At 71.2% G+C, this 25,189-nt stretch carries 25 protein-coding genes; 11 read left to right on the top strand and 14 right to left on the bottom strand.

All coding sequences use genetic code 11. The features are described 5' to 3' along the window. The first annotated feature begins 172 nt into the window (after positions 1–172). Both ACLVWQ_RS19730 and ACLVWQ_RS19735 read left to right on the top strand, forming a co-directional pair. Positions 173–1,102 carry a LysR family transcriptional regulator gene (locus ACLVWQ_RS19730; protein WP_414110211.1) on the top strand — a complete coding sequence of 310 codons (930 nt, stop codon included), beginning with the start codon at positions 173–175 and terminating at the stop codon, positions 1,100–1,102. A 171-nt stretch (positions 1,103–1,273) separates the two neighbouring features. Continuing rightward, on the top strand, positions 1,274–1,618 hold the full coding sequence (locus tag ACLVWQ_RS19735) for a hypothetical protein (RefSeq protein WP_414110213.1): 345 nt from the start codon (positions 1,274–1,276) through the stop codon (positions 1,616–1,618). Positions 1,619–1,721: 103 nt separating this feature from the next. On the opposite strand, the gene ACLVWQ_RS19740 is transcribed toward ACLVWQ_RS19735, so the two are convergent. Beyond that, entirely contained in the window at positions 1,722–2,690 is a 969-nt protein-coding gene (locus ACLVWQ_RS19740) for a helix-turn-helix domain-containing protein (protein WP_414110214.1), read from the bottom strand. Positions 2,691–3,070: 380 nt separating this feature from the next. Between ACLVWQ_RS19740 and ACLVWQ_RS19745 the strand changes: the two genes are divergently transcribed. Continuing rightward, entirely contained in the window at positions 3,071–3,544 is a 474-nt protein-coding gene (locus ACLVWQ_RS19745; RefSeq protein WP_414110215.1) for a hypothetical protein, read from the top strand. A gap of 213 nt (positions 3,545–3,757) precedes the next feature. Here ACLVWQ_RS19745 and ACLVWQ_RS19750 read toward each other — a convergent pair whose 3' ends face one another. Further along, positions 3,758–3,967 (bottom strand): DUF397 domain-containing protein, encoded by a 210-nt coding sequence (locus ACLVWQ_RS19750; protein WP_414110216.1) that lies wholly within the window; start codon positions 3,965–3,967, stop codon positions 3,758–3,760. Beyond that, the gene (locus ACLVWQ_RS19755) at positions 3,964–4,842 is read right to left on the bottom strand and encodes a helix-turn-helix domain-containing protein (protein ID WP_414110218.1); all 879 of its coding nucleotides are present in this window, start codon (positions 4,840–4,842) and stop codon (positions 3,964–3,966) included. Before ACLVWQ_RS19755 ends, ACLVWQ_RS19750 begins: the two co-directional genes overlap by 4 nt. A 200-nt stretch (positions 4,843–5,042) precedes the next feature. Between ACLVWQ_RS19755 and ACLVWQ_RS19760 the strand changes: the two genes are divergently transcribed. Next, positions 5,043–5,666 carry a TetR family transcriptional regulator gene (locus ACLVWQ_RS19760; RefSeq protein WP_414110219.1) on the top strand — a complete coding sequence of 208 codons (624 nt, stop codon included), beginning with the start codon at positions 5,043–5,045 and terminating at the stop codon, positions 5,664–5,666. Positions 5,667–5,794: 128 nt separating this feature from the next. Continuing rightward, positions 5,795–7,363, top strand: a complete 1,569-nt coding sequence (locus ACLVWQ_RS19765; protein ID WP_414110220.1) for an FAD-dependent monooxygenase — start codon at positions 5,795–5,797, stop codon at positions 7,361–7,363. 34 nt (positions 7,364–7,397) lie between these two features. Here ACLVWQ_RS19765 and ACLVWQ_RS19770 read toward each other — a convergent pair whose 3' ends face one another. Further along, positions 7,398–8,159 carry an alpha/beta hydrolase gene (locus ACLVWQ_RS19770; RefSeq protein ID WP_414110221.1) on the bottom strand — a complete coding sequence of 254 codons (762 nt, stop codon included), beginning with the start codon at positions 8,157–8,159 and terminating at the stop codon, positions 7,398–7,400. A gap of 113 nt (positions 8,160–8,272) precedes the next feature. Here ACLVWQ_RS19770 and ACLVWQ_RS19775 point away from each other — a divergent pair, with 113 nt between their 5' ends. Both ACLVWQ_RS19775 and ACLVWQ_RS19780 read left to right on the top strand, forming a co-directional pair. Next, a complete protein-coding gene (locus ACLVWQ_RS19775) occupies positions 8,273–9,427 on the top strand; it encodes an adenosine deaminase (RefSeq protein ID WP_414110222.1) in 1,155 nt (384 codons plus the stop codon). A 124-nt stretch (positions 9,428–9,551) separates the two neighbouring features. Beyond that, positions 9,552–9,911, top strand: coding sequence for an ATP-binding protein (locus ACLVWQ_RS19780; protein ID WP_414110223.1), 360 nt, complete (start codon positions 9,552–9,554; stop codon positions 9,909–9,911). Positions 9,912–10,049: 138 nt separating this feature from the next. Here ACLVWQ_RS19780 and ACLVWQ_RS19785 read toward each other — a convergent pair whose 3' ends face one another. From ACLVWQ_RS19785 to afsQ1, 5 genes are all read right to left on the bottom strand, one after another. Further along, positions 10,050–10,253: a PspC domain-containing protein gene (locus tag ACLVWQ_RS19785; RefSeq protein ID WP_414110224.1), complete on the bottom strand. Its 204-nt coding sequence runs from the start codon at positions 10,251–10,253 to the stop codon at positions 10,050–10,052. Between the two features lie 148 nt (positions 10,254–10,401). Then, a complete protein-coding gene (locus ACLVWQ_RS19790; protein WP_414110226.1) occupies positions 10,402–10,977 on the bottom strand; it encodes a VanZ family protein in 576 nt (191 codons plus the stop codon). A 113-nt stretch (positions 10,978–11,090) separates the two neighbouring features. Then, positions 11,091–11,777 (bottom strand): hypothetical protein, encoded by a 687-nt coding sequence (locus ACLVWQ_RS19795; protein ID WP_414110227.1) that lies wholly within the window; start codon positions 11,775–11,777, stop codon positions 11,091–11,093. Further along, positions 11,777–13,357: an ATP-binding protein gene (locus ACLVWQ_RS19800; protein WP_414110406.1), complete on the bottom strand. Its 1,581-nt coding sequence runs from the start codon at positions 13,355–13,357 to the stop codon at positions 11,777–11,779. The genes ACLVWQ_RS19795 and ACLVWQ_RS19800 overlap by 1 nt, the downstream gene beginning before the upstream one ends. A gap of 50 nt (positions 13,358–13,407) precedes the next feature. Then, positions 13,408–14,085 (bottom strand): two-component system response regulator AfsQ1, encoded by a 678-nt coding sequence (gene afsQ1, locus ACLVWQ_RS19805; protein ID WP_414110229.1) that lies wholly within the window; start codon positions 14,083–14,085, stop codon positions 13,408–13,410. A gap of 288 nt (positions 14,086–14,373) precedes the next feature. On the opposite strand from afsQ1, the gene ACLVWQ_RS19810 reads away from it, so the two are divergent. Next, a complete protein-coding gene (locus ACLVWQ_RS19810; RefSeq protein ID WP_414110231.1) occupies positions 14,374–15,141 on the top strand; it encodes a SigE family RNA polymerase sigma factor in 768 nt (255 codons plus the stop codon). 353 nt (positions 15,142–15,494) lie between these two features. Here the strand turns inward: ACLVWQ_RS19810 and ACLVWQ_RS19815 are convergent, their stop codons facing one another. Then, a complete protein-coding gene (locus tag ACLVWQ_RS19815) occupies positions 15,495–16,151 on the bottom strand; it encodes a uridine kinase (protein ID WP_414110232.1) in 657 nt (218 codons plus the stop codon). Positions 16,152–16,278: 127 nt separating this feature from the next. Here ACLVWQ_RS19815 and ACLVWQ_RS19820 point away from each other — a divergent pair, with 127 nt between their 5' ends. After that, on the top strand, positions 16,279–16,692 hold the full coding sequence (locus ACLVWQ_RS19820) for a hypothetical protein (RefSeq protein ID WP_414110234.1): 414 nt from the start codon (positions 16,279–16,281) through the stop codon (positions 16,690–16,692). Positions 16,693–16,809: 117 nt separating this feature from the next. On the opposite strand, the gene ACLVWQ_RS19825 is transcribed toward ACLVWQ_RS19820, so the two are convergent. The 3 genes from ACLVWQ_RS19825 to deoC are packed head-to-tail and all read right to left on the bottom strand — an operon-like array spanning position 16,810 to position 20,175. Continuing rightward, on the bottom strand, positions 16,810–17,763 hold the full coding sequence (locus ACLVWQ_RS19825) for an aldehyde dehydrogenase family protein (protein ID WP_414110236.1): 954 nt from the start codon (positions 17,761–17,763) through the stop codon (positions 16,810–16,812). After that, positions 17,756–19,192, bottom strand: coding sequence for an aldehyde dehydrogenase family protein (locus ACLVWQ_RS19830; protein WP_414110237.1), 1,437 nt, complete (start codon positions 19,190–19,192; stop codon positions 17,756–17,758). Before ACLVWQ_RS19830 ends, ACLVWQ_RS19825 begins: the two co-directional genes overlap by 8 nt. 17 nt (positions 19,193–19,209) lie before the next feature. Further along, entirely contained in the window at positions 19,210–20,175 is a 966-nt protein-coding gene (gene deoC, locus ACLVWQ_RS19835; protein WP_414110238.1) for a deoxyribose-phosphate aldolase, read from the bottom strand. Between the two features lie 558 nt (positions 20,176–20,733). Between deoC and ACLVWQ_RS19840 the strand changes: the two genes are divergently transcribed. Further along, entirely contained in the window at positions 20,734–21,501 is a 768-nt protein-coding gene (locus tag ACLVWQ_RS19840; protein ID WP_414110240.1) for a PH domain-containing protein, read from the top strand. A gap of 271 nt (positions 21,502–21,772) precedes the next feature. Then, entirely contained in the window at positions 21,773–23,482 is a 1,710-nt protein-coding gene (locus ACLVWQ_RS19845) for a hypothetical protein (protein ID WP_414110241.1), read from the top strand. 20 nt (positions 23,483–23,502) lie between these two features. Here ACLVWQ_RS19845 and ACLVWQ_RS19850 read toward each other — a convergent pair whose 3' ends face one another. Next, a complete protein-coding gene (locus ACLVWQ_RS19850; protein WP_414110242.1) occupies positions 23,503–25,152 on the bottom strand; it encodes a phospho-sugar mutase in 1,650 nt (549 codons plus the stop codon). Positions 25,153–25,189 lie beyond the last annotated feature (37 nt).

Consider the following 25,189-nt stretch of genomic DNA (forward strand, 5'->3'; position numbering starts at 1 on the left):
ATTTCTGTACCGAATTCCGTGTGCGAATTTCCTGTATGAATAACCTTCGGCGAATTCGCTCCGGCCCCGCGAGGGCGGTATGCATTCAATGTGCCAGTGGCCTGAGCCGGTGTCCAAGACCTCTTTCAACTGTTGCGATACCCTGGAGGCATCACCGGACCGGGGAGGTTCCATGGATCTGGACCCGCGTAAGGATCTGGACCTGCGTAAACTGCGCTATTTCGTCGCCGTCGCCGACAGGCTGCACTTCGGCCGCGCCGCCGAAGAGCTGCATATCGCGCAGCCGGTGCTCAGCCGTCAGATCCGCGCGCTGGAACAGGACCTCGGCGCCCCGCTGTTCACCAGGGACCGCCACGGCGTGGCGCTGACCGACGCGGGCAGGCAGCTGCTGACCGACGCAGGCCCGCTGCTGGCCGCCGCGCACGCGGTCCGCCACCGGGTGACCGTGGCCGCGCGGGGCAGCCGGCGGATCATGGTCGGCTTCCGGGCGGGCATCGCGGTCGCCCCCGCGGTGGAGCTGTTCGCCGCCCGGCACCCGGACGTTCTGGTGGACGTGCAGCGGTTGGAGGCGGACGACCAGGCCGCGATGCTGCTCGACGGCCGCATCGACGTCGGCTATGTGCGGCTGCCCATCGAGGAGACCGGCCTGCGCGTCATCCCGCTGTACACCGAGCCGAGAGTGGCGGTGCTGCCCGCCGGCCACCGGCTGGCCGGCAAGGAGGAGGTCACCGAGGTCGACCTGGCGGGCGAGCCGCTGGTCTGGAACGCGGACCCGAGCACGCAGCCCACCAGGCGTCGGCACCCCAACGCCGGGTACCGGGTGCGCGGGGTGGACGAGACGCTCGAACATGTCGCGGCCGGGCGGGGCATCTCGTTCCTGGCCCGTTCGGCGACGGTGTTCTACTCGCATCCGGACATCAGTTACGTGCCCATTCCGGAACTCGCGCCCGACCAGGTGTATCTGGCGATGGCGGCATCGCGCACCTCGCCGGTGGTCGACGACTTCTTCGCCGCGGCGCAGGCGACGGCCCAGGTCACGGCGGAATGCGGGAACTATGAGATGTGGCGGCTCGGGGGAAGTGCCGCGGCGCAGCACGGTTGAGCGGTTCGACGGACGTGTTTCGACGGACGAGTTCGGCTGACTAGTCCGACGGACGACTGACGGCTGACAAGACGTGCCGACCGAGGGCGCACGATCACGGACGTCGGTGGCCGAGATTGGGCGTTACCTCGCTCGGGCCGAACCGTTGGATGGATCATGAATACCCGACGCATGACCACTGCGCTGAGCGCCTTGGTCACCTCCGCCCTGCTCGCCCTCTTCGTGCCCGCCACCACCGCCCACGCCGCCGAGTGCGGGGTCCGCTCCGACGGCCGGCTGTACTGCGGCAACGCGGTGGGGGCGAAGGGGTACGCGGACCGCTCGTACCGCTCTGCCACCCGCGGCACGCTCACCACCGGGTTCAACTGGTTCGTGTGCTGGGGCCACGGCGACCCCCACCAGGGCCAGAACGACATCTGGTACTGGACCCAGCTCGACAACGGCCAGTGGGGCAACGTCCCCGCCGTCTCCCTGAAGACCGGCGTGGACCCGGCTCCCGGCCTGCGCCAGTGCTGAAGCCGTAGAGCCACTGCACCCGTGGGTCACGTCGGTCCGGGCCGACGTGACCCACAGAGCGTTTTCGCGCCACCTCGGCGGGGTGGAGCGCAGCGGCAGACCCTCACACGGAGGAGCGGGGGCGGTTCTGGTCGCGCCAGCCGCGGGGCGAGATTCCGTAGGTCTGCTTGAACACCTTGCTGAAATGGGTCGCGTCCAGGAAGCCCCAGCTCCGCCCTATCGCCGCGATGGTCCGCAGCCGGCTGTTCGGGCCCGCCAACTCCCGTCTGCATTCGGCCAGGCGATGTGTGCGGATCCAGTCTCCGAGGCTGATGCCCGACCGGGACAGCACGGCGTAGAGGTGGCGTACGGAGATGCCGTGCGCGGCGGCGATCCGTGCCGCCGACAGATCGGGTTCGGCCAGGTGTGCCCGGATGTAGTGGGTGATCCGCAGACTGAGCGTCGCCTCCAACGAGGCCCTGGCCCGACCGGTGTCGCCTTGCTGGGAGGTCAGGACGGCGCGGAGCAGTTCGATGCTGGGTGCCACGACGGCGTCGGCATGCGCGCCCTGCCGCAGTTCGTCGCTGACGGCCAGTTGGGAGAAGTAGGTGAAGGCGAGGCGCGCGACGGGGTTGCCGGGGCCCAGGGGGATCGCGGAGGCGTCCCGCAGCAACCGCTCGGGGAGCGCGAGCGCCGCGCGGGGGAGGCGGAGGAAGTGGTGGTCGACTCCCTCGTCGAAGAGAAGCGTGTAGGGAGAGGTCGACTCGTAGACGGCGAAGTCCCCGGGTCTCAGCAGACATTCGCGGCCGTTCTGCACCACCAGGCTGGTGCCCGTCATCTGCAGACCGAGGAACACGAGCGGTTCCTCGTCCACCCGGGCCAGCTGCTCCGTCCGGTGGATGGTGACGGCGGTCGCCCGCGCCGAACAGATCCTGAGAGGCCCGACGGCGCCGAGCCCTATACGGACGGAGATGTCCTCGGCCGGCAGAGGGTGGTCGATATCGACCGCGACCACGGATTCCCACACCGCGTTCCGGACTAATTCCTTCCGGTCCTGCGGTGGCATGAGCGCGGTGTCCAGGACCGGGCTCATGAGGTGGACTCTCGTCTGTATCGGTCATAAAGCCGGCCTGCCAAAACCTCGCCCCGTTGCCCCACAAGACACCCTTCTACGTGGACGGTTCCTGACGTCAGTTTGGCAGGATTCGCTCTTGCGGCGCAACGGCTTCGACGCGCACACGCAGGCCCCTGACCTGACGCGTTCCTGATGCGGCGTCACCTTGAGGCGGTGCGCCACTGACAAAGTTTCCTGCACCACCGACAAAGTCCGATGCTCGCGGCGACCTTAAAGTCCACGGGTGAGGCCGTCGTTCCTGGAGGAATGAGGAACAAGGGCGCGCCGAATGAAGGAAGAGAAGTTCGTCCGTCGTTCTTTCCGCTGCTTTCGCGGTTCGTTCAATTGAAGGGAAACTCATGACCCTCCGCGCGATACGTACCCGCCTGGGCGCCACCGCTCTCGCCGTCACCGCCCTGGCCACCGGCGCCGTGACCATGAGCGCCTCGCCCGCCTCCGCCACCAGCATGTACGGCTGCTCGTACCCGCGCGTGTGTCTGTACGACGGCTCCTACTCGAGCGGCAGCATCTTCAGCTACTACCAGGACACCACCTACCAGCCCATCATCGGTGGCGGGAACCGGGCGGACGCGGTCGTCAACACCCGTAACGACGACTCCGTCTGGCTGATCGACCAGGGCGCCTCCCCGGACGCGTACATCTGCATCCCGCGGAACACCGCCGTCAACCTCGGCAACTACACCCACCCCAACGGCACCACCTGGGCGAACGACGCCGACGCCATCAAGATCTGGGGCGACCCCGACACCGGGACGTGCAGCGGCACCACCCGGGTACAGCAGGGCCGCATCAACGACGGCTGGCGCCCCTGACGTGCGAGGGCGCCCTCGGGCACTTCAGGCCCGGGGGGGCGGAGAGCCGGAAGGGGCAGCGCTGACGAGCGCCGCCCCTTCCGTGCGAACCGTCAGGCGAGACCCGCGTACGTCACCGAGCGGCCGGAGCCCACTTCACGAGAGACGGTCGGCCAACCGTCGTCCCCGGTCGCGCGGGCGCGTAGGCGTGCTCGGCCGGGAGGCGTACGGCGGTCAGCTCCCAGACGCGTACGTCACGAAGTCCGTCCATACGTGCGGCGTGAGCGCGAGTCGAGGGCCTGCGAGGTTCTTGGAGTCGCGCACGTGGACCGCTCCGGGGGCGGTGGCGATCTCTATGCAGGAGTCGCCCTCGCTACCGCTGCTGTAGCTGCTCTTGAACCACGTGAGGTCGGAGGGGTTCCCGGCCGAGGTGTTGCGGATCATGTTTCCTCCAGCAATCGCTCGATGGAGGCCATGGTCTCACGGGGGGTGAGCGCCTGAGCCCGGATGATGCCGTACCGCAGTTCCAGAACGCGGAGTTGCCTGGGCTCGGAGACCGATCGGCCGCCGGCCACGACCGGTGACCGTCCCACGGCCGAGCCGTCAGCGAACTTCAGCACCTCGATCTTGCCGTCCACTCCTGCGTGCTCCTCACGGTCCATCGGCATCATCTGTAGCTCGACGTTGCGCAACTGCCCTGCGTCCAGCAGATGTTCGAGCTGGCGGTGCAGCACCGCCCTCCCGCCGAGCGGGCGTCGAAGCGTCCACTCCTCCACGACGAAACTGAGCTCGGGTGCCGGGTCCCGTTCGAAGATCGCCTTGCGGGCCACGCGTGCGGCGATGAACTGCCGCACCTCGTCCTCCGTGTACGCGGGGCGCCGCATCAGCAGAAGCCCGCGTGCGTACTCCGGGGTCTGCAACAGGCCGTGGATGTTGAGGGGGTCGTACAGCTGCAGCTCGACGGCCTTCGCCTCGGCGTTGGCGATGTCCCGGACCTTCTTCGGGTACCGAACCCTCGCCACGTCCGCCTTCATCGCCGAGAGCAGCCCGCCCGCCCCCAACACCTCGTCCGCCCGGTCCAGATACTCGCCCCGGGGGATGCGTCTGCCTCCCTCGATCTTGTAGACCAGGCACTCTCCGTACCCCACCGCCTTCCCGAACTCGGCGGCCCGCATGCCCTTCGCCTCCCGGCGCAGCTTCAACTGCCGCCCCACGGTGGTGACGACCGCCACGCCCCAGTCGTCGTCCGGGTCGACCTCCCAACCCGGTTCGTCCGCCTCGCTCTTGAGCCGTTCCGTGTCAACGTCCGCCTGCGTCATCTCAGGTGCCTCCGCCGTCCCGCTGTGTCGCTGAGTCCCGTACTCGTACTCGTACGTCCCTGCCGTTCGGCACCGTATTTGCGTGCGGCCGGGCCGAGTGGCGTGAATCAGGGAAAGTCCACCCGGCCCAGCTACCCCGGTCGGGAAATTGCGTGAAACGCATATTTGCGTGACGCGCAGTTTCTGTTACCGTGGTGCGCATGAGCGGTCTTCGGGAGCGGAAGAAGGAAGCCACCCGCGCGGCGCTGAGCTGGGCCGCGATCCGGCTCACCGTCGAGCACGGGTTGAGCGCGGTCAAGGTCGAGGACATCGCCGCGGCGGTGGGAGTGTCGCCGCGCACCTACAACAACTACTTCTCCAGCAAGGCCGAGGCGATCGCGTTCCGCTACCTTCGGCGCTCCCTGCGGCTCGCGGCGGAGTTGCGCCACGGACCGCCCGATGAGCCCCTGTGGGAGGCGGTCACCCGTGCGGCGCTCAAGCAGTTGGAGCGCGGTCCCGAGGTGGAGCACATGCCGCCGCAGGAGCCCGACGAGTGGGTGGCCGGCCTGCGGGTGATGCTGGCCGAACCCGCGCTGGAGGCCGAGATGCTGCGTGCCAGCAAGATCGCGGAGAAGGAGCTCGCCGCGGCGATCGCCGACCGCACGGGGATGGACCCCGGGTCCGATCTCTACCCCCGCCTGGTGGCCGCGAGCGTGATGGCCGCTGGCAACGTGGCCCTTGAACTGTTCGTGCACGGCGGCACGGACGAGTCGATGGAGGCCCTGCTGACCCGGGCTCTCCGGACGGTCTCCACAGGGCTCCCTGTTCCGAAACTCGCTCCGTAACTCGTTCCGCCGGTCGGGTCCGCCGGTCCGCCATGCCGTCCCAGGCCTCGTACATCCTCCACACCGTCCCGGGCAGGGGCCGCTCCTCGCGGCCTCCGCCCCTCCCTGCCTCGTGAAGGAGAATCGTCATGCTTGATGTGGTAATCGTCGGCGGCGGTCCGAACGGACTGATGCTCGCCTGCGAGCTGGCCCTGGCCGGGGTGCGTCCGGTCGTGCTCGAACGTCTCACCGGCCCGAAGACCGAGCCCCGGGCGAACGGCCTGGTCGGCCAGGTCGTGCGCATGCTCGACCGCCGCGGCCTCTACGCACGCATCAGCGGTTCCGGCGAACCGCCCCGGCCCGCGCCCCGCTACATGTTCGGCGCGTTCACGCTGGACCTCGCGGACCTCGCCGACAACCCCGTGAGCCTGCTCCCGGCACCGCAGGAGCGGATCGAAAGGGTCCTCGCGGAACGTGCCGTGGAGCTCGGCGTGGACCTCCGCACGGGGCACGAGGTGACCGGCCTGCACCAGGACGACGACCTCGTCCGGATCACTCTCGCCGACGGTGGGACCCTCACCACCCGTTACCTGATAGGGGCCGACGGAGGGCACAGCTTGGTGCGGCGCCAGTCCGGCATCGATTTCCCGGGCGTGACCACGGACGACTTCATCACCCGCTCCGCCCAGGTGTCCGTGGCGGACGAACACCTCGGCCCGGACGGCGGCCTGCGCGTTCCCGGCTACGGGACCCTGCCGCCCCTGCAGTACGTGCGCACGGAGCACGGCACGATTGCCTGGGGCCTGCTGCCCGGCCGGGAGCCTGTCCTCAACACCACCGAGACCGGTACGCCGGACGCGCACACCGGCACCATGACCTTCGAGGAGATGACGGCCAGCGCCGAACGCGTGCTGGGCGTCCCGGTGCCGCTGGGTCCGCCGGCGGGGGACGGACCGCACCTGCTCCGCCGGCTCGTCGGCGGCAACACCCGGCTGGCGGAGCGCTACCGGGACAGGAGGGTACTGCTCCTGGGCGACGCGGCCCATGTGCACTCGGCGATCGGCGGACCGGGACTCAACCTCGGCCTTCAGGACGCGGTCAACCTCGGCTGGAAGCTGGCCGCCACGGTGCGCGGGTGGGCCCCCGAAGGTCTGCTCGACACCTACGACGAAGAACGCCGGCCGGTCGCGGAACGCGTCGTGGCGTCGACCTTGTCGCAGTCGGCGCTGATGCGCCCCGGACCGGAGGTCAGCGCCCTGCGGACCGTCTTCGGCGACCTGCTCGCCTCACCCGACGGCACCGGACGCATCGCCCACCTGCTCGCCGGAACCACCGAGGGCTTCGCACCCGACCTCGTGGTCCACACCGCGACGGGCACCCGCCGGCTGGCCGAACTGACCACCACTGCCCGGCCCTTGCTGCTGGACCTGTGCGGCGACTTCGCGGCGGCGGCGAAGCCCTGGCACGACCGGGTGGACGTCGTGAGCGGCAAGGCGGAGGGCACGAGCGCGACCGGCCTGCTGCTGCGTCCCGACTGCCACCTCGCATGGACCGGTCACGAGCCGGACGACGCCGACGCTCTGCGCGCCGCGCTGCACACCTGGTTCGGAGCACCGTTGAACTCCGCCCGTGAGCCGGCGCGGGAGCCGACGCGTGAGCCGGGGCCGGAGCCGCGGTGGGAGCCTGGGCCGCAGTCGGAGCCGACCGGCAACCGCTGACCCGAACGCGCTCCCACCCCGGCAGGGCCACGCGCTAACGGCGAAGCGACCGCCCGAAGCCCGACGCGAGCGGCATCCGTAACCCCAGCGGCGGTGGTGCCGCCAGCGCGTCCTCGACCGGGCGGGCGAAGGCCCGGCCGAACAGCGTGCCCATCACGAAGTCCTGTGCCAGCGCGTACACCTCGTCCCGGAACGCGTGCAGCGCGTGCCGGTCCGAGTGGACCTCGAACCGGCAGATGTCCCGGTTCGCCTTCTTCGCCCTCGCCGCGAGGCGGAACGACAGCTCGGGGTCGGTCCGTTCGTCGTTCGTGCCGTGGACGATCAGGACCCGGCGGCCCGCCAGCTGCTTCACCGGTTCGGGCGGTGCCGCGACGTCGTCCTCGGGCAGCCAGGGGGACAGCGCCAGTACGGAGCTGACCGCGGTGTGGCCTCCCGCGTGCACCGCGGCCCGCGCGCCCATGTCGACGCCGACGAGGCACACCGGCACGTCCCCGTACCGCCGCACGACCTCGTCCGCGGCCCACGCGGCGTCCTGCGCCGGATGCGCCTCGCTCCCGTTCCAGCCGCGGTACCGGTAGTGCACCACGTGCACGACCAGCCCGTCGTCCCGCCCCGCGCGGGCGAGCCGGCGGCCCAGCGCCCGGACGGAGGCGGCCGCCATCATCGGTGACGGTCTGCGGGCAGAGGTCTCCTCGCCGCCCGGCAGCAGCAGCACCACGCCGCTCACCGCCGTCGGCTCCGTGCCCAGTGCCCGCCCCAGCCTGGCCGTGCGCACCGGCGTCGCTTGCTGTGCCATGACAGAACAGTGTCAGAAGTGATGGTGTACGCCACTGGTCCGCACGGTCACCGTTACATATCGACGGATCCGGGCGACGAGATATCTACGCGCGTAGGCGTTAGGGTGCGGAGATGACGAGCCAGACCAAGAACACCCCGAGCTCGGACCAGATCCGCCGGTCGCCGAAGGTCCTGCTGCACGACCACCTCGACGGCGGGCTGCGCCCCGGGACGATCGTCGACCTCGCCCGCGCCGCGGGCTATACGAACCTTCCGGAGACGGACCCCGCCAAACTGGGCGTCTGGTTCCGCGAGGCCGCCGACTCCGGTTCCCTGGAGCGGTACTTGGAGACCTTCGCGCACACCTGCGCCGTCATGCAGACCCGTGAGGCGCTGGTCCGGGTCGCGGCCGAGTGCGCCGAGGACCTGGCCGAGGACGGCGTCGTCTACGCGGAGGTGCGGTACGCGCCCGAGCAGCACCTCGAAGCCGGGCTCACGCTCGAAGAGGTCGTCGAGGCCGTCAACGAGGGCTTCCGGGAAGGCGAGCGGATCGCCCGGGAGAACGGCCACCGCATCCGGGTCGGCGCCCTGCTGACCGCGATGCGGCACGCGGCCCGCTCCCTGGAGATCGCCGAACTCGCCAACCGCTACCGCGATCTGGGCGTGGTCGGCTTCGACATCGCGGGCGCCGAGGCCGGCTTCCCGCCCACCCGTCACCTGGACGCCTTCGAGTATCTGAAGCGGGAGAACAACCACTTCACGATCCACGCGGGCGAGGCCTTCGGGCTCCCGTCCATCTGGCAGGCGCTCCAGTGGTGCGGCGCCGACCGGCTGGGCCACGGCGTGCGCATCATCGACGACATCCAGGTGCAGGAGGACGGCTCCGTGAAGCTGGGCCGCCTCGCCTCCTACGTACGCGACAAGCGGGTCCCGTTGGAGCTGTGCCCCAGTTCCAATCTGCAGACGGGCGCCGCCGACTCGTACGCCGAGCACCCCATCGGGCTGCTGCGGAAACTGCACTTCCGGGCCACCGTGAACACCGACAACCGGCTGATGTCCGGCACCAGCATGAGCCGGGAATTCGAGCACCTTGTCGACGCTTTCGGCTATTCGCTTGACGACATGCAGTGGTTCACAGTCAATGCGATGAAATCAGCATTCATTCCTTTCGATGAACGACTGGCCATGATCAACGACGTGATCAAGCCCGGTTACGCCGAACTGAAGTCCGAATGGCTGTTCCAGCAGACCGCCTCCACCAGCGGTTCTGTGCAAGAAAAGGACTGAAGGGGAAGGACGGGAGCGGCCGGGTGGTGACGACTCGGCCGCTTTTGGATGTTTGCGGAGCGGGCTCGCACGTGATTACCGTTTTGGACCGCTCAAATCCCCGTCACAGCATGCAAGGACGAAGATGAAGCAGTCTGCTGCCAAGACCCTCGGCGTCGCCGCTCTCGGTGCCGCCTTCGCCGCCGCCGGAGCGGGCGCCGCCGACGCGGCCCCGGCCCTCCCGGACGCCGGACCGGTGCTCTCCACCGCCACCAGCACGCTGCCGGTGGACGGGGTCGCCAAGACGCTGCCCGGCGCGGGCGAGTCCCTCACCCAGGGGCAGAACGCGCTCGGCAGCGGAGTCGCCGCCGCCAAGCCGGCCGTGGCGAACCTCCTCGCCGAGGGTCCCACCGCGCCGGTCGCCGGTCTGCTCGGCGGCCTGCCCGTCGGCAGCCTCGGCCTCCCCACGCACGGCCTGCCGGTGAACGGCATTCCGCTGGGCTGAGGCCCGGAGCGCGGCGGCTTCGCCCCGCCGTCCTCGTACGCGTACGCGCCGATGGGGCGCACCCCCGCTCGGGTGCGCCCCATCGGCATGGGCGGTGACAGTGCTACGCGTGGATGCGCGTGGATGTGCGTGTCGTCGTCACCAGGCCGTGCGGGACGCCTTGCCCTCGGAGGGGAAGAGGATCCACAGCGCTATGTAGAGCAGGAACTGCGGGCCGGGCAGCAGACAGGACAGCAGGAAGATCACGCGCATCGTGGTCGCGGAGGTGCCGAAGCGCCGAGCCAGCGCAGCGCACACTCCGCCGATCATCCGGCCGTCGGTGGGGCGGGCAAGGCGGTTCATCGTGACTCCTTCGTGAGCGTCGTCAGACGGGTTCCGAGCGGTCGGGCCCCGGGCCTCCGGGGACCTTCGTGCTCTCCGTGCGGCGCTTCCGGTGCGGCCGCCTCGTCTGACATCCACGGTACGGATCCGACGGTGTGGGGGCGTCGCTCTAGGGAGCGATCCCGACCCTGGGAATCGTCGGGGTCAGACCCTGAGTCGCCGCTTCGGCCGCGGCGGCCGCCTCCCTGCGGCGCAGCGCGGCGGCCCGCCGGTGCGTCTCGACCCGGCGGCGCAGTACGGCCCGTGCGGCGGGCACGACGGCCAGATGGGCCAGCGCCACCCCCACGGTGTTCAGCAGCAGCGAGTCGACGTCGACGACCTGGCCGGGCACCCCGGTCTGGGCCAGCTCGATCCCCAGCGACAGCAGCGCACCGGCCGTGACCGTGCGCAGCAGGGACAGCAGAGGGGACACGACGAGCTTGCCGCCCGCCATCGGCAGCAGCACCCCGAGCGGGGCGAGCAGTAGCAGGCCCTTGCCGAGGGCGCGCGCGGCCGCCCCGGGGCCCATCGCGAGATCGGCCCTGATACTGGCGAACGGACGCAGGTTCGCGGCGCTCACCCAGGGCACGTCCAGGGGGCGCAGCACGAACCAGGCAACAAGCGCGAGATGTGCGACGAGGAGGAGACCTCCCGTCGCACGGACGCGGATCACGGCGGTTTCGCCGTACAAGCCTTGACGCTGCACGAACCCCAAGACGCGACCACCGGCAGGATCGGTTCCGTGTGACGGCGTCGCATGGTCCGCACGAGTGAGGCATGCGCCACACCCCGCCTCGGACCGAGGCGCCCCCGCTGCCCTCAGGTCTCGTCGGTCCGTGTCGACGGAGGGGTCTGGGTGCCCGGCCGGGTGCGTACGGCCTCCGTGCACTCGTAGCGCCGCGCGGCCTCCCTGCCGGGGCCGCCCAGGGTCACCGTGCCGTCGTCGGAGGCGGCCTCGGAGTCGCTGAAGGTGCAGATGATCTGCGCCAGGGCGTACGTGGTCAGGTCCTCGGGCGCCGTGCTCAGCCGAAGCGCGTCGGCCGGGTCGGTGCGCTGCGGGCCGGTCACCTTCAGGGCCTTCGGCACGGTCGTCGAGTAGTTCGCCTGCTTCTCGGCGTCCGACGGGGACCGGGAGAGCTCGTCGAGGAGCGCCTGTGCGGCGCGTACCCGGTCCGTGTCCGCCGGCCCCGCCGCGATGCGCACCGTCCGGTCGACCGACGCGAGCTGGGAGGAGCAGATGAGGAAGACCTGGACGAGGATGCCGCGCGAGGACTGCGTACCGACGTCGGGGCCGGTCAGCGCGCACGGCATCCGGGAGGGCGCGGGACCGAACTCCGTCGGTACCTCCGTCGCCCGGATACCGCAGCCGGCCAGCGCCACGGCGAGCAGCGGCACGGCGAGCGCGAGACGGGCCGCACGGGCGGTACCGGCCCCACGAGCCCCGCCGGTCCCACGAGCCCCGCCGCGTACGCCCCAGGCGTCCCGCGCGTTCCGTATGGACACCATCACGCGCCCCCCTCGGTGCGACCGGAGCCGGAGCCGGAGCCGGAGCGGGAGCCCGTGCCCGCGTCGGCGTCGATGTCCGCGTCGGTCAGGTCCGGGTCCCCGGACTCGTCCTGGTCCATCGGCTCGGAGGCGTCGAGCGGCAGCCGCAGCGTGAAGACCGCGCCGCCCTCGGGCGAGTTCGCGGCGGTGATCTCGCCGCCGTGGATGTGGGCGTTCTCCAGGGCGATGGACAGGCCCAGGCCGCTGCCCTCGGAGCGCGGCCGGGAGGCGCTCGCCTTGTAGAAGCGGTCGAAGACGTGCGGCAGGACGTCCTCGGGGATGCCGGGGCCGTGGTCCTGGACCTCGATCATCAGGTCGGTGCCCTCCTCGCGCACGGACACCCGGACCGGGGAGCCGCCGTGCTTGAGGGCGTTGCCGATCAGGTTCGCCAGGATGACGTCCAGGCGGCGCGGGTCGATGAGCGCCATGATGCCGCGCCGGGCGTCCAGCTCCACCGCGTCCAGCCAGGCGCGCGCGTCGATGCACGCGGTGATCTGGTCGGCGATGTCGACGTTGTCGGCGACCAGCCGGGCGGTGCCCGCGTCGAAGCGGGTGACCTCCATCAGGTTCTCCACGAGGTTGTTCAGCCGCCGGGTCTCGCTGACGACGAGCCGTACGGCGGGCTCGATCATCGGGTCGACGCTGCCCGTCTCGGCGTCCAGCTCCTCCTCGAGGACCTCGGTCACCGCGGTGATCGCGGTCAGCGGTGTCCGCAGTTCGTGCGACATGTCCGCCACGAAGCGCCGGGACGCCTGCTCACGGGCGCTCATGTCCTCGACCCGTTTCTCCAGCGACTCCGCCGTGCGGTTGAACGTCCGGGACAGATCGGCGAGTTCGTCCGTGCCGGAGACCCGCAACCGGGTGTCGAGCTTGCCCTCGCCGAGCCGCCGCGCGGCGATGCCGAGGCGGTGCACCGGCTTCAGTACGGTCGTCGCGGCGGCCTGTGCGAGCAGCGCCGAGCCGATCAGCGCGAGCCCGGTCGCGATCCCCAGCGACCAGGCGAGCGAGTTGAGGTCCTTGGCCTCCGGCTCCAGCGACTTGAGCATGTACCCGGTCGGACCGCCGCCGATCACCTTGGCGCCGCCCACGAGATACGGCTTGCCGTCATGCGTGGTCCGCTGCCAGTACAGGTGGTACGCGTACTCGTTGTTCGAGGAGATCTTCTGTTCCTTGTTGACCGCCTTCTGGAGGGACCGCGGTACGTCCCCCAGCGTGAAGGTGTCCAGGTCCGAGTTGCCGCGGACCGTCCTGCCGCTCTCGTCCTCGGCCATCAGGAGCACGCTGAAGCGCTGGCTGCTGTTCGCCATCTGTCCCGCCGCGCGCTGCAGATCGTCCTGGGTGGGGTGCTGGCGCAGCGTGCTGGCGCGGGTCTGCATCGCCTGCTTGAAGTCGCCGAGCACCGCCTTCTGCGTACGGCTGAGCACGGCCTCGCGGTTGAGCCAGTACGCGATCCCGGACGCGGACACGGCGGCGGTGAGCGCGACGAGCCCGAACACCACGACCAGCCGCAGCCGCAGACTGGTGAAGCGCAGGCCCGCCATGACCGCCTTGCGTGCCGCGGCCCAGCCGCGGAGTTCGGCCTGCGGTTTTGTCACTGAGGAGAGTCCAGCCGGTAGCCGACCCCACGCACGGTGCGGATCAGCGTCGGCGAGGACGGCACGTCCTCCACCTTGGCGCGCAGCCGCTGCACACACGCGTCGACGAGCCGTGAGTCACCGAGGTAGTCGTGCTCCCACACCAGCCGCAGCAGCTGCTGCCGGGACAGCGCCTGACCGGGCCGCCGGCTCAGCTCCAGGAGCAGCCGCAGCTCGGTGGGCGTCAGCTGCAGGTCCTCGCCGTTCTTCGTCACGGTCATCGCGGCACGGTCGATCACCAGCGAACCGAACGTGGCGGAGTCGTTCGCCTCGCGCTCGCCGCGCCGCAGCACAGCCCGGACCCGGGCGTCGAGCACCCGCCCCTGCACCGGTTTCACCACATAGTCGTCGGCACCGGACTCGAGACCGACCACGACGTCGATGTCATCGCTGCGCGCGGTCAGCAGAATGATCGGCAACTGGTCGGTGCGCCGGATGCGTCGGCACACCTCGAATCCGTCGATTCCGGGCAGGTTCACATCGAGGACGATCAGATCGGGCCGTTGCTCGCGCAACAGCTTCAGACCGTCCTCACCGGTCGCAGCGGTGGTCACCCGGTGTCCCTGGCGCGTCAGTGAGAGCTCCAGGGCCGTCCGGATGGCGTCGTCGTCCTCGATCAGCAACAGGGAAGGCACAGACGTCATTCTGTCCCATGACATGGGCGGGTATCGACTGTTGGAGCGCTCCCTCACATGTCCTGCGTACGACGGGCGGCGACTGTGCCGGATGCGTAGTCGTACGACGCTTCTCTGTGACCGGTCTGTGGGCTGCCTGGGGCGGACCCCTGTGACAGGCCTGTGACAGTCGGCGGACACCGTCATGAAGTGGCCCCGGCAAGCTTTTGGTCACAGGCAAGGAAGCACCGGGACAAGCACCACAGCGACGTAAGAGAAGTACCGGAACTCCACGACGGGGGGCGCGAGATGAACACGCTGCACAGCACCAGCAACAGCACTGGCGCAGTTGTCACGCGGCTCCACGACGTCACGAGGAGCACGGAGAAGTCCGGTGCCGTGAGCGGGCGGGGGTGCGCTCGCGGCACCGGGCGTCAGCACACCGGGTCGTACATGACGGTGGTTGACGCATATGCGGGGGGAAGCGGTACGGGGGTCGCCCACGGGGGAACGGGGGCGGCGTACGGGGAGGCCACGGGGGAGCGTCGTTCGGCGTCGGAGGTGGAGTTCACCGCCTACGTCCAGGAGCGCCGCGCCTCCCTGTACGCGACCGCCTACCACCTGACCGGTGACCGCTTCGAGGCCGAGGACCTGCTGCAGAGCGCCCTCTTCTCCACCTACCGGGCGTGGGACCGCATCAGTGACAAGGCCGCGGTCGGGGGCTACCTCCGCCGCACGATGACCAATCTGCACATCAGCGCGTGGCGCCGCCGCAAGCTGAACGAATACCCGACCGAGGAGCTGCCGGAGACGGTCGGCGACACGGACGCGATGCGCGGCACCGAGCTGCGCGCGGTCCTGTGGCAGGCGCTCGCCCGGCTCCCCGAACTCCAGCGCACCATGCTGGTCCTCAGGTACTACGAGGGCCGTACGGACCCGGAGATCGCGGAGATCCTCGACATCAGCGTCGGCACGGTGAAGTCCAGCATCTGGCGGTCGCTCCGCCGGCTGCGCGAGGACGACGTCCTCAGCTTCGGCCGTGACGAGGAGGAGTCCTTCGGCGAGCTTGTCGCCTGAAGGCTGCGGGGGGACGTCCGTCACTTCGGGGGAGGCGGCGGACGGCACGGGGGAAAGGTTCGTCACTCCGGGGGGAGGCGACGGACAGCACGGGGAGAGGTTCGCCACTTCGGGGGAGGCGGCGAACCGCACGAGGGGGGGTGTCCGTCACTTCGGGGGAGGCGGCGGACGACTCGGGGGAGTCAACGGGGTCACGGGGGACCACGGGGGAGCACAAGGAGAAGCGGGGCTGGAGGGCCGGGGGGTCCATCCAGCCCCGCTTCTCTGTTCTCCGGGGCCGCCTCGCAGGGCCGCGCCCTCAAGGGTCGCGCACTTGAGGCCCGCGCACTTGGGGGGCGTGGGGAACGGCGCGCTCAGCCCCCACGCACCCGCAGATCGTTGTCGGCCTCCCGCGCGGAGCCCTCGGCGGCAGCCAGCCGCGCCAACGCCTCGTCCCGCCCGCACGCGTACGCGCCGAGCGCCACCTGCCGCCCCACGATGGCCCGCTCGTCCCGCATCAACCGCCACCCCCGCCGGAGAAGGAACGGCACGGACTTGCGGCCCTCGCGCAGATCCCGCAGGAACCGCCGGCGGAACGTGGTCACCGCGCCCCGGCTGAGGCACAGCGCGTCGGCCAGGAGCCCCGCCTCCCGGCACCGCTCCACTATCTCCGCGGCGAAGATGCCCTCGGCGATGAAGACCGGCGCCCCGCCGAAGTCGACGCTCTCCGAGCCGGTCCGGGCGCTCAGGGAGATGTCGTACACGGGAACGTCCGTACGCCCCGTCCCGCACAGCTCCGCGATCGCCGCGACGGCCGCGTCCGCGTCCCAGGACAGCGGGTGGTCCCAGTCGATGTCCGAACTCCCCGCCACCTGCGGCAGCGTCGGGTCGTGGCCCTCTTTGTAGAAGTCGTCGAGCCGCAGCACCGGAAGGCCGGAGCGGGCCGCGAGAAGGGACTTGCCGGAACCGGAGGGGCCGCACAGCAGTACGACGCGCGCGGTTGTCGCGGAATTCGGGAGAGGTGAACTCACGAGACACCAGTGTGCGGCATCATGCGCGCCCTGCCGAGTCCGCGGGTCGTCTTTGGAGTGCACGTCCCACCTCAACTACCCTGTGTGTCGACCTGATTACCCAAAGCGGCAGAAGGTGGCAGCAGCCATGGCACGACACTCGGCCTCCCAGTCCCCGACCGTCCGGCGCGCGGTGCTGGCCCTCACCACCGCGTCGATCGCGGGGATCGCGGTGGGCGCCGGTGCGACCTCCGCGGCGGCGGACACCGACCCCGTGGCGGACGTGATCCGCACCCGGCCGACCTCCCTGGGCAACATCGACCCGCAGGCCGGCCTCCAGGCGGTGACCGGGACCGTGGGATACGTGACCGGTCCGGTCGCGGGCCTGAAGCCCAACCCGCTGGCGGGCACGGGCGTCGACCCGCTGGACAACGGCCTCGGCACGCAGGTGGCCGACTTCCCGCCGGTGGCCACGACCATGCTGACGGCGCCGGTCGCCCAGGCCCAGTCGCTGGGCGCCGTGCCGGTGGTGGGCCAGGTGACGGGGCTGCTGGGCGCCTGACCCGCCCCCTACGGGCCCGCGAGACACGTGTGAGGGCGGAAGAGAGAGCCGCGCCTCCCCCGGACGGTGGGGAAGCGCGGCTCTCCCGTACTGGTGCGGCCGCACGGGCGGGTCGGCCTAGTACGACGAGCCGGACGCGCCCAGTGCTCCCGTCGGGTGCCAGACCGTCTTCGTCTCCAGGAAGGCCGTGAGGCGCTCGATGCCGGGCGTGTCGAAGTAATCCACAGGCTGTGGACGGACGACCCGCTTGAGGTTGTCGGCGGCCGCGACCTCCAGTTCCTTCGCGAGGGCCGCGTCGGCGCCGGCGAGGTCGATCGCGTTGACGTCCTGGTGCGCGGCCAGGGGTGCCGCGATCTCCGCCGTCCCGCCGGAGAGGATGTTCACCACGCCGCCCGGGAGGTCGGAGGTGGCAAGGACCTCGCCCAGCGACAGCGCGGGGAGCGGGGACCGCTCGCTCGCGATCACGACCACCGTGTTGCCGGTCGCGAGCGCCGGGGCGACCACCGAGACCAGCCCGAGGAAGGACGACTCCTGGGGGGCGAGGACCGTCACCACGCCCGTCGGCTCGGGGCTGGAGAGGTTGAAGAACGGGCCCGCCACCGGGTTACCGCCGCCGACGACCTGGGCGATCTTGTCGGTCCAGCCCGCGTACCAGACCCAGCGGTCGATCGCCGCGTCCACCTGGGCGGCCGCCCTGGACGTGGACAGGCCCTCTGCCTCCGCGACCTCCCGTACGAACTGGTCCCTGCGACCCTCCAGCATCTCCGCGACGCGGTAGAGGATCTGGCCGCGGTTGTACGCGGTCGCGCCGGACCAGCCGCCGAACGCCTTGCGGGCGGCGACGACCGCGTCACGGGCGTCCTTGCGGCTCGACCGCGGCGCGTTGGCCAGCCACTTGCCCTGTGGGTCCGTCACCTCGTACACCCGGCCGCTCTCGGAACGCGGGAACTTCCCGCCGACGTACAGCTTGTAGGTCTTGAAGACGCTCAGGCGCCGCTGCCCTGCCTGTTCGGTTCGTTCGGTCTTCTCAGACCTCTCGGTCTTCTCGGTCTTCTTCGGCTTGTCAGACATCGAGGTACGCCTCCAGGCCGTGGCGACCGCCCTCGCGGCCGTAGCCCGACTCCTTGTAGCCGCCGAACGGCGAGGTCGGATCGAACTTGTTGAACGTGTTGGACCAGATGACGCCCGCGCGCAGCTTGCCCGCGACCGCCAGGATCCGGGAGCCCTTCTCGGTCCAGATGCCCGCCGAGAGGCCGTACTGGCTGTTGTTGGCCTTCGCGACCGCCTCGTCCGGGGTCCGGAAGGTGAGGACGGACAGGACCGGGCCGAAGATCTCGTCGCGGGCGACGGTGTGCGCCTGGGTGACGTTCGTGAAGAGCGTCGGGGCGAACCAGTAGCCGGCGGACGGCAGTTCACAGGCCGGGGACCAGCGCTCGGCGCCCTCGGCCTCACCCCGCTCGACGAGCGAGGAGATGCGCGCGAGCTGCTCGGCCGAGTTGATCGCGCCGATGTCGGTGTTCTTGTCGAGCGGGTCGCCCAGGCGCAGGGTCGAGAGCCTGCGCTTCAGGGAGTCGAGCAGCTCGTCGTGGATCGACTCCTGGACCAGCAGCCGGGAGCCCGCGCAGCAGACCTGGCCCTGGTTGAAGAAGATGCCCGTGACGACACCCTCGACGGCCTGGTCGATGGGCGCGTCGTCGAAGACGATGTTCGCGCCCTTGCCGCCGAGTTCGAGCGTGACCTTCTTCTTCGTGCCCGCCACCTGGCGCGCGATGGCCTTGCCGACGGCGGTGGAGCCGGTGAAGGCCACCTTGTTCACGTCCGGGTGCCCGACGAGTGCCGCGCCCGTGTCGCCGTATCCCGGCAGGATGTTGACGACGCCCTTGGGCAGGCCCGCCTGGCGGCAGATGTCCGCGAAGAACAGGGCGGAGAGGGGGGTCGTCTCGGCGGGCTTCAGCACCACCGTGTTGCCGGTCGCGAGGGCCGGGGCGATCTTCCACGCCAGCATCAGGAGCGGGAAGTTCCAGGGGATGACCTGGCCGGCGACGCCCAGCGGACGCGGGTTCGTGCCGAACCCGGCGTGGCCGAGCTTGTCGGCCCAGCCCGCGTAGTAGAAGAAGTGCGCGGCGACGAGGGGGAGGTCGGCGTCCCTCGTCTCCTTGATGGGCTTTCCGTTGTCCAGCGTCTCCAGGACGGCCAGTTCGCGGCTGCGCTCCTGGATGATCCGGGCGATACGGAAGAGGTACTTGGCGCGCTCGGAGCCGGGCAGCGCGGACCACTTCTCGAAGGCCCTGCGGGCGGCCTTGACGGCGCGGTCGACGTCGGCCTCGCCCGCCTGGGCGACCTCGGAGAGGACCTCCTCGGTGCTCGGGCTGACCGTCTTGAAGACCTTGCCGTCGGCGGCCTCGGTGAACTCGCCGTCGATGAACAGGCCGTAGGAGGGCGCGATGTCGACGACGGAGCGGGACTCGGGCGCCGGTGCGTATTCGAATGCGGAAGCCATTGCGGAAGCCATGTGGATCAGTCCACCGTCACGTAGTCGGGGCCGGAGTAGCGGCCGGTGGCCAGCTTCTGACGCTGCATCAGCAGGTCGTTCAGGAGCGAGGACGCGCCGAAGCGGAACCAGTGGTTGTCCAGCCAGTCCTCGCCCGCGGTCTCGTTGACCAGCACCAGGAACTTGACGGCGTCCTTCGTGGTGCGGATGCCGCCGGCGGGCTTCACGCCGACCTGGACCCCGGTCCGGGCGCGGAAGTCGCGGACGGCCTCCAGCATGAGGAGGGTGTTCGCGGGTGTCGCGTTGACGGCGACCTTGCCGGTCGAGGTCTTGATGAAGTCGGCGCCCGCGAGCATGCCGAGCCAGCTCGCGCGCCGGATGTTGTCGTACGTCGACAGTTCGCCGGTCTCGAAGATGACCTTCAGGCGGGCGGCGCCGGAGGCCTCCTTCACGGCGACGATCTCGTCGTACACCTTCAGGTACCTGCCGGACAGGAACGCCCCGCGGTCGATGACCATGTCGATCTCGTCGGCGCCCGCGGCGACGGCGTCCCGCACGTCGGCGAGCTTCACGTCGAGCGCGGCGCGGCCGGCCGGGAAGGCGGTCGCGACCGAGGCGACCTTCACGCCGGAGCCGGCGACGGCCTCTCTGGCGGCGGTCACCATGTCGGGGTAGACGCAGACGGCGGCGGTTGTGGGGGCCGTACGGTCCGTGGGGTCCGGGTGGACGGCCTTGGCGCCGAGCGCGCGGACCTTGCCGGGGGTGTCCGCGCCTTCGAGTGTCGTCAGGTCGACCATCGAGATGGCGAGGTCGATGGCGTACGCCTTCGCCGTCGTCTTGATGGAACGGGTCCCGAGCGAGGCGGCGCGAGCCTCCAGGCCGACCGCGTCGACGCCGGGCAGCCCGTGAAGAAAGCTGCGCAACGCGCTGTCCGACGCGGTCACGTCCGTGATCGCGAGTGCGTGAGCTGCGGGGGATGCAGTGGTGGGCATGGTCACCAGACGAGCATATCTACGCGCGTAGCGGCTGTACACCCCCGAACACGACGCCACGGGGGAGCCCCGCAAGGGGCACAGAACGGCCGGTGCCAGCCCCGTAAGGGGCGCGGGGAACGGCGCGCTAAGCCCCCACGCACCCGCACGGGGTAGCCGGTGCCAGCCCCGTGAGGGGCGCGGGGAACGGCGCGCTAAGCCCCCACGCACCTGCACGGGGTAGCCGGTGCCAGCCCCGTAAGGGGCGCGGGGAACGGCGCGCCCAGCCCAAACGCGCCCGCACGGGGCGGCCGGTGTCAGCCCCGCAGGGGGCGCGGGGAACGGCGCGCTAAGCCCCTAGGCACCTGCACGGGGTAGCCGGTGCCAGCCCCGTAAGGGGCGCGGGGAACGGCGCGCTAAGCCCAAACGCGCCCGCACGGGGCGGCCGGTGTCAGCCCCGCAGGGGGCGCGGGGAACGGCGCGCCCAGCCCCCACTCACCCGCAGACAACCACCGGCACCCCCGCGGAGCGACAACCCGACGAACGGCCGCATCGAAGCCGTCGGGCAGAATCGGGACCATGACGACCCCGGACCACCAGCCACCCACACCGGATGTACCGGACGCGCCGAACAACCCGGAGACCCCGGACGGTCCGGAGACCCCGGAGACCCCGGAAACTGCGGAGACCCCGGACGGTCCGGAGGTCCCGGAGACCTCCGAGGTCCCGGGCCCCCAGTTCAAGGACAGGGTCTACCGGTCACCCTCCGGCGTCGCGGGCGGCGTACTGCTGCTCGCGATCACAGGCTGGCTCGGCACCGACGCGCTGGTCTCGGGCGAGGGCAGGACGCCATGGCTGGCCCTGGCCACGCTGCTCCTGCTGGTACCGCTGGTCTCCGCCTTCACCCTGCGCCCGGCCGTCTTCGCGAACGAACAGCGGCTGCGGGTCCGTAACCCCTTCCGGATCATCACGCTGCCCTGGGGAACGGTCGAGGGATTCAAGTCCGGCTACTCGAACGAGGTGCTCGACAAGTCCGGCACCAAGTACCAGGTGTGGGCCGTACCGGTCTCCCTGCGAGGCCGCAAGAGGGCCGCGCGCAAGGAGGCGCGCGGCGACGCGCCGGGCGCCCGGCGCGGACGGGCCCCGCTCCCGCATCCCGCGCCGGTGCCCGAAGGCCCCGTACGCGCCCAGGGCGACCAGATCATGGCCGAGCTGCGCGAACTCCTGGACGCCCGCGCCAAGGACCCGCACGCCCAGGGCGAGGTGTCGGTGAGGTGGGCGTACGAGATCGCGGCCCCCGTGGCGGCCGGTGCCGTGCTGCTGGCGATCCTGCTGGCAGTGGGCTGACGGGCGGCGGTACGACGGAAGCGGCGCTGGGCCCAGCCCCGGCGGTCGGCCCGGGGCGTGGCCGGATGCGGGCCCCCGGTGGGGAGAACCTGTGGGTCCGGTGCGTACGGCTTGAGGAGATGAGCGCCCTCGGCCGTACGAGAGGGCGGCACCTGTCCGACCGGGGGCCGGGGCGTCCGCCGGCCTGGGCGGGGCGTTCCGGTCGCTAGTGTCACCACCGGTGCCCGCGTCGGTGTCGGCACCGGCGTTCCCACGCGATCCAGGAGTGCATGTGTCGTACGACGAGCCGCTGCGACTGCCCGTGACCGCGATACCCGACGACTGCCGGGACTGGACGGCAGGGCAGGCCGCGGGCTGGTCGGCCGCGCTGCCGCCGCGCTGGACGTTCCTGCGGGTGCGCAGGTCGATCGCCGGCGCCGTCGCCACCCTCGCGCTCTGCGTGTGCGCCTGGGCCGCCATGCTCGGCGGACTGTGGCCGTTCGTCGCGGCGGGCTTCGCGGTGTACGTCCTGTGGGTGCTCGCCCGCCCCGAACTGGTCTGGGCCGGTGCGCCCGCCCTGCTTCTCGCACTCGCCGTGGAGGCACCGTCGCAGCCGTGGCCCGTGACGGCGTTCGGCGTGCTGGTCGTGGTGGCCTCCTGGGCCGTCGTCGCCGTGCGCCTGCGGGCCCGCGGCGCCCAGCTGGAGCGGGCCCTGAAAGCCGCGGGCGACGGCACGGCACGGATCCCGGACGCGGACACCCCGCTGCGCAGGGGCCGTTTCCTGCTCCCGCTCGGCCTCGTCGTGCTCGGGCTGGGCGTGGCCACCGGCGCCACCGCCGGGCTCTGGGGCACGGTCGACGACCAGCGCGGTTCCTGGATCATGGCCTTCTACCTGGCCGGGCTCGGCGTGACCGCCCTCGCCTCCGCGTGGCTCGGCCGCCACCGGGCCGCCGCGCTGCGCCGGGACCCCGTACCCGTACTGCGCGTCCTCGTACGCGACGACGCGCAGGGCACCACGGAGGTGTACGCGGCGGACGACCTCGCGGCGACACGGCCGCTGTTCACGGTGGACCTGACCTCGTACGACGGTGAGTCCGAGGAGGAGAACGACGCGGAGGCCGCGCCGGACGCCCTCGACGCCCCTACCGACGCGGACGCCGACGCCGATGCGGACGCCGATTCCGTCGACGCCGCCGAAGACCTTGAGCGGCTCCTCGACGCCGTGGACGACGACATCCCCGGGCCGTTCCGCGAGGCCGTCCTCTTCGGTGCCCCGTTCGACGGGGCCGAGGTCGTGGTCCTCAGCGCCGACGAGGACCCGGACCAGCCGCCGCTGACGGAGTGGTCGACGGGCCCCGTACGGCCCCTGTCGCCGAGCGCCGGTGTGCGGCACATCGCCAAGGAGAAGGCCCGCGAGGAGCAGAGCCGTCAACTGGAGGAACAGGCAAGGGAGTCGGCCGTGGACCGCGCCCCCGCCCCGGTCCGCCGCTGGAGCGCGGGCTGGCTGGACTGGGTGGCCGCCGCGCTGCTGGTGCAGTGGGGTGCCTGGCTCATCTGGGGCGGATTCACCGAGGCCGAACTGCCGTCCTGGAAACTGGGGTTGGTCGCCGCGCTCGGCATCTACGGTGCCGTCCGCGTCCCGGTGAAGCTCGCCTGGCGCATCACGGCCGACCGCTCGGGCCTGTGGGTCACCGGACTGCGCGGCCCCCGGCACGTCCCCTGGGACGACATCCGCTCCGTACGCCGCCGGTCCTTCGAGCTGAAGCTCCGCTGGCGGGACGACAACTGGTCGGTCGCGGCGCCGCGTTGGGAGTGGTTCGAGCGACGGCGAGGCGTGGTCCATCCGTACGACGCGCTCGCCGCCGAACTGTCGGCCATGCGCAAGGACCCGGCGCTGCGCCCCACCGGCGAGAGCACCGCGCCCGAACGGGGCCGCCCCCTGTGGCCGTTGGCCCTGGTGCTGGCGCTCGTGTGGGCGGCGGTGCTGGTGGTGTGGGGCTGAGCGGAGCCTGGTTGCGCCGGTCAGATACCCGCGGCCGCCGACAGGTCCCGTTTGATCGCCGTCAGCAGCTCCGTCGCCTTCGCGCGCGCCGCCGGCAGGCCGTCGTGGGTGCCGACCGGCACCACGACCTCCAGGTAGCACTTCAGCTTCGGCTCCGTACCGCTCGGGCGGACGATGACCCGGGCGCCGTCGAGCGTGTAGCGCAGGCCGTCCGTGGGCGGCAGCCTGTCCGTGCCCCGGGTGAGGTCCTCGGCGCCGGTGACGGGCAGGCCCGCGAGCTGCGTCGGGGGCCGCTCGCGCAGCCTGCGCATCGCGTCGGTGATCAGGGAGAGGTCCTCCACCCGGACCGCGAGCTGGTCCGTGGCGTGCAGACCGTGTTCGACGGCGAGGTCGTCGAGGAGATCCAGGAGCGTACGGTTCTCCGCCTTCAGCTCCGAGGCCAGCTCCGTGATGAGGAGCGCCGCCGTGATGCCGTCCTTGTCCCGTACGCCGTCGGGGTCGACGCAGTAGCCCAGCGCCTCCTCGTAGCCGTACCGCAGATCCGCCACCTTGGCGATCCACTTGAAGCCCGTCAGCGTCTCCTCGTACGGCAGGCCCGCCTTCTCGGCGATGCGGCCGAGGAGGGAGGAGGAGACGATCGACTCCGCGAAGGTGCCGCGTGCGCCCCGGCGGACGAGGTGCTCGGCGAGGAGCGCGCCCACCTCGTCGCCGCGCAGCATGCGCCAGCCGCCGCTGGCCTCGCTGCCCTCGCGGTCCTTGACGGCCGCGGCGCAGCGGTCCGCGTCCGGGTCGTTCGCGATGATCAGGTCGGGGTCGCTCTCGCGTGCCGTCGCGAAGGCCAGGTCCATCGCGCCCGGCTCCTCCGGGTTCGGGAACGCGACCGTGGGGAAGTCCGGGTCCGGGTCGGCCTGCTCGGCGACGAGGACGGGCGCGGGGAAGCCGGCCCGTGCGAACGCCGCGAGCAGGGTCTCCGTGCCGACGCCGTGCATCGCCGTGTAGACGGTGCGGGCGATACGCGGGGAGCCGGCGGCCAGGACCGCGTCCGTGCGCTCCAGATAGGCGTTCAGGACACCGTCGTCGAGGGTCTGCCAGCCGGAGTCCGGGCGGGGCACGTCGGCCAGGCTCCTGACCGCGGCGATCTCGGCGGCGATCTCGGCGTCCGACGGGGGGACGATCTGGGAGCCGTCGCCGAGGTAGACCTTGTAGCCGTTGTCCCGCGGGGGGTTGTGGCTGGCCGTCACCTCGACGCCCGCCACCGCGCCCAGATGCCTTATGGCGTACGCGAGCACGGGGGTGGGGAGGGGGCGGGGGAGCAGGGCCGCGCGCAGGCCGGCGCCGGTCATGACCGCGGCGGTGTCGCGGGCGAAGTCGGTGGACTTGTGGCGGGCGTCGTAGCCGATGACGACGAGGCCGTCCGTCTCGCCCTTCGCCTTCAGGTAGGCGGCGAGGCCGGCGGCGGCGCGGACGACCACCGAGCGGTTCATCCGCATGGGGCCCGCGCCCAGCTCACCGCGGAGGCCGGCTGTGCCGAACTGGAGGGTGCCGGCGAAGCGCGCGGTGAGCTCCGCGGTGTCCTCGGTGGCGATGAGCTTGGCGAGTTCCTCGCGGGTTTCCGGGTCGGGGTCCTCGGCCAGCCATGCCTTGGCCCGAGTGATGAGTTCGTCCTGCACGAGGGGTCGACCTCTCTTCTCGTCGTCTGTGCGTACT

The sequence above is a fragment of the Streptomyces sp. CWNU-52B genome, from assembly GCF_047444975.1.
Classification (GTDB): Bacteria; Actinomycetota; Actinomycetes; order Streptomycetales; family Streptomycetaceae; genus Streptomyces.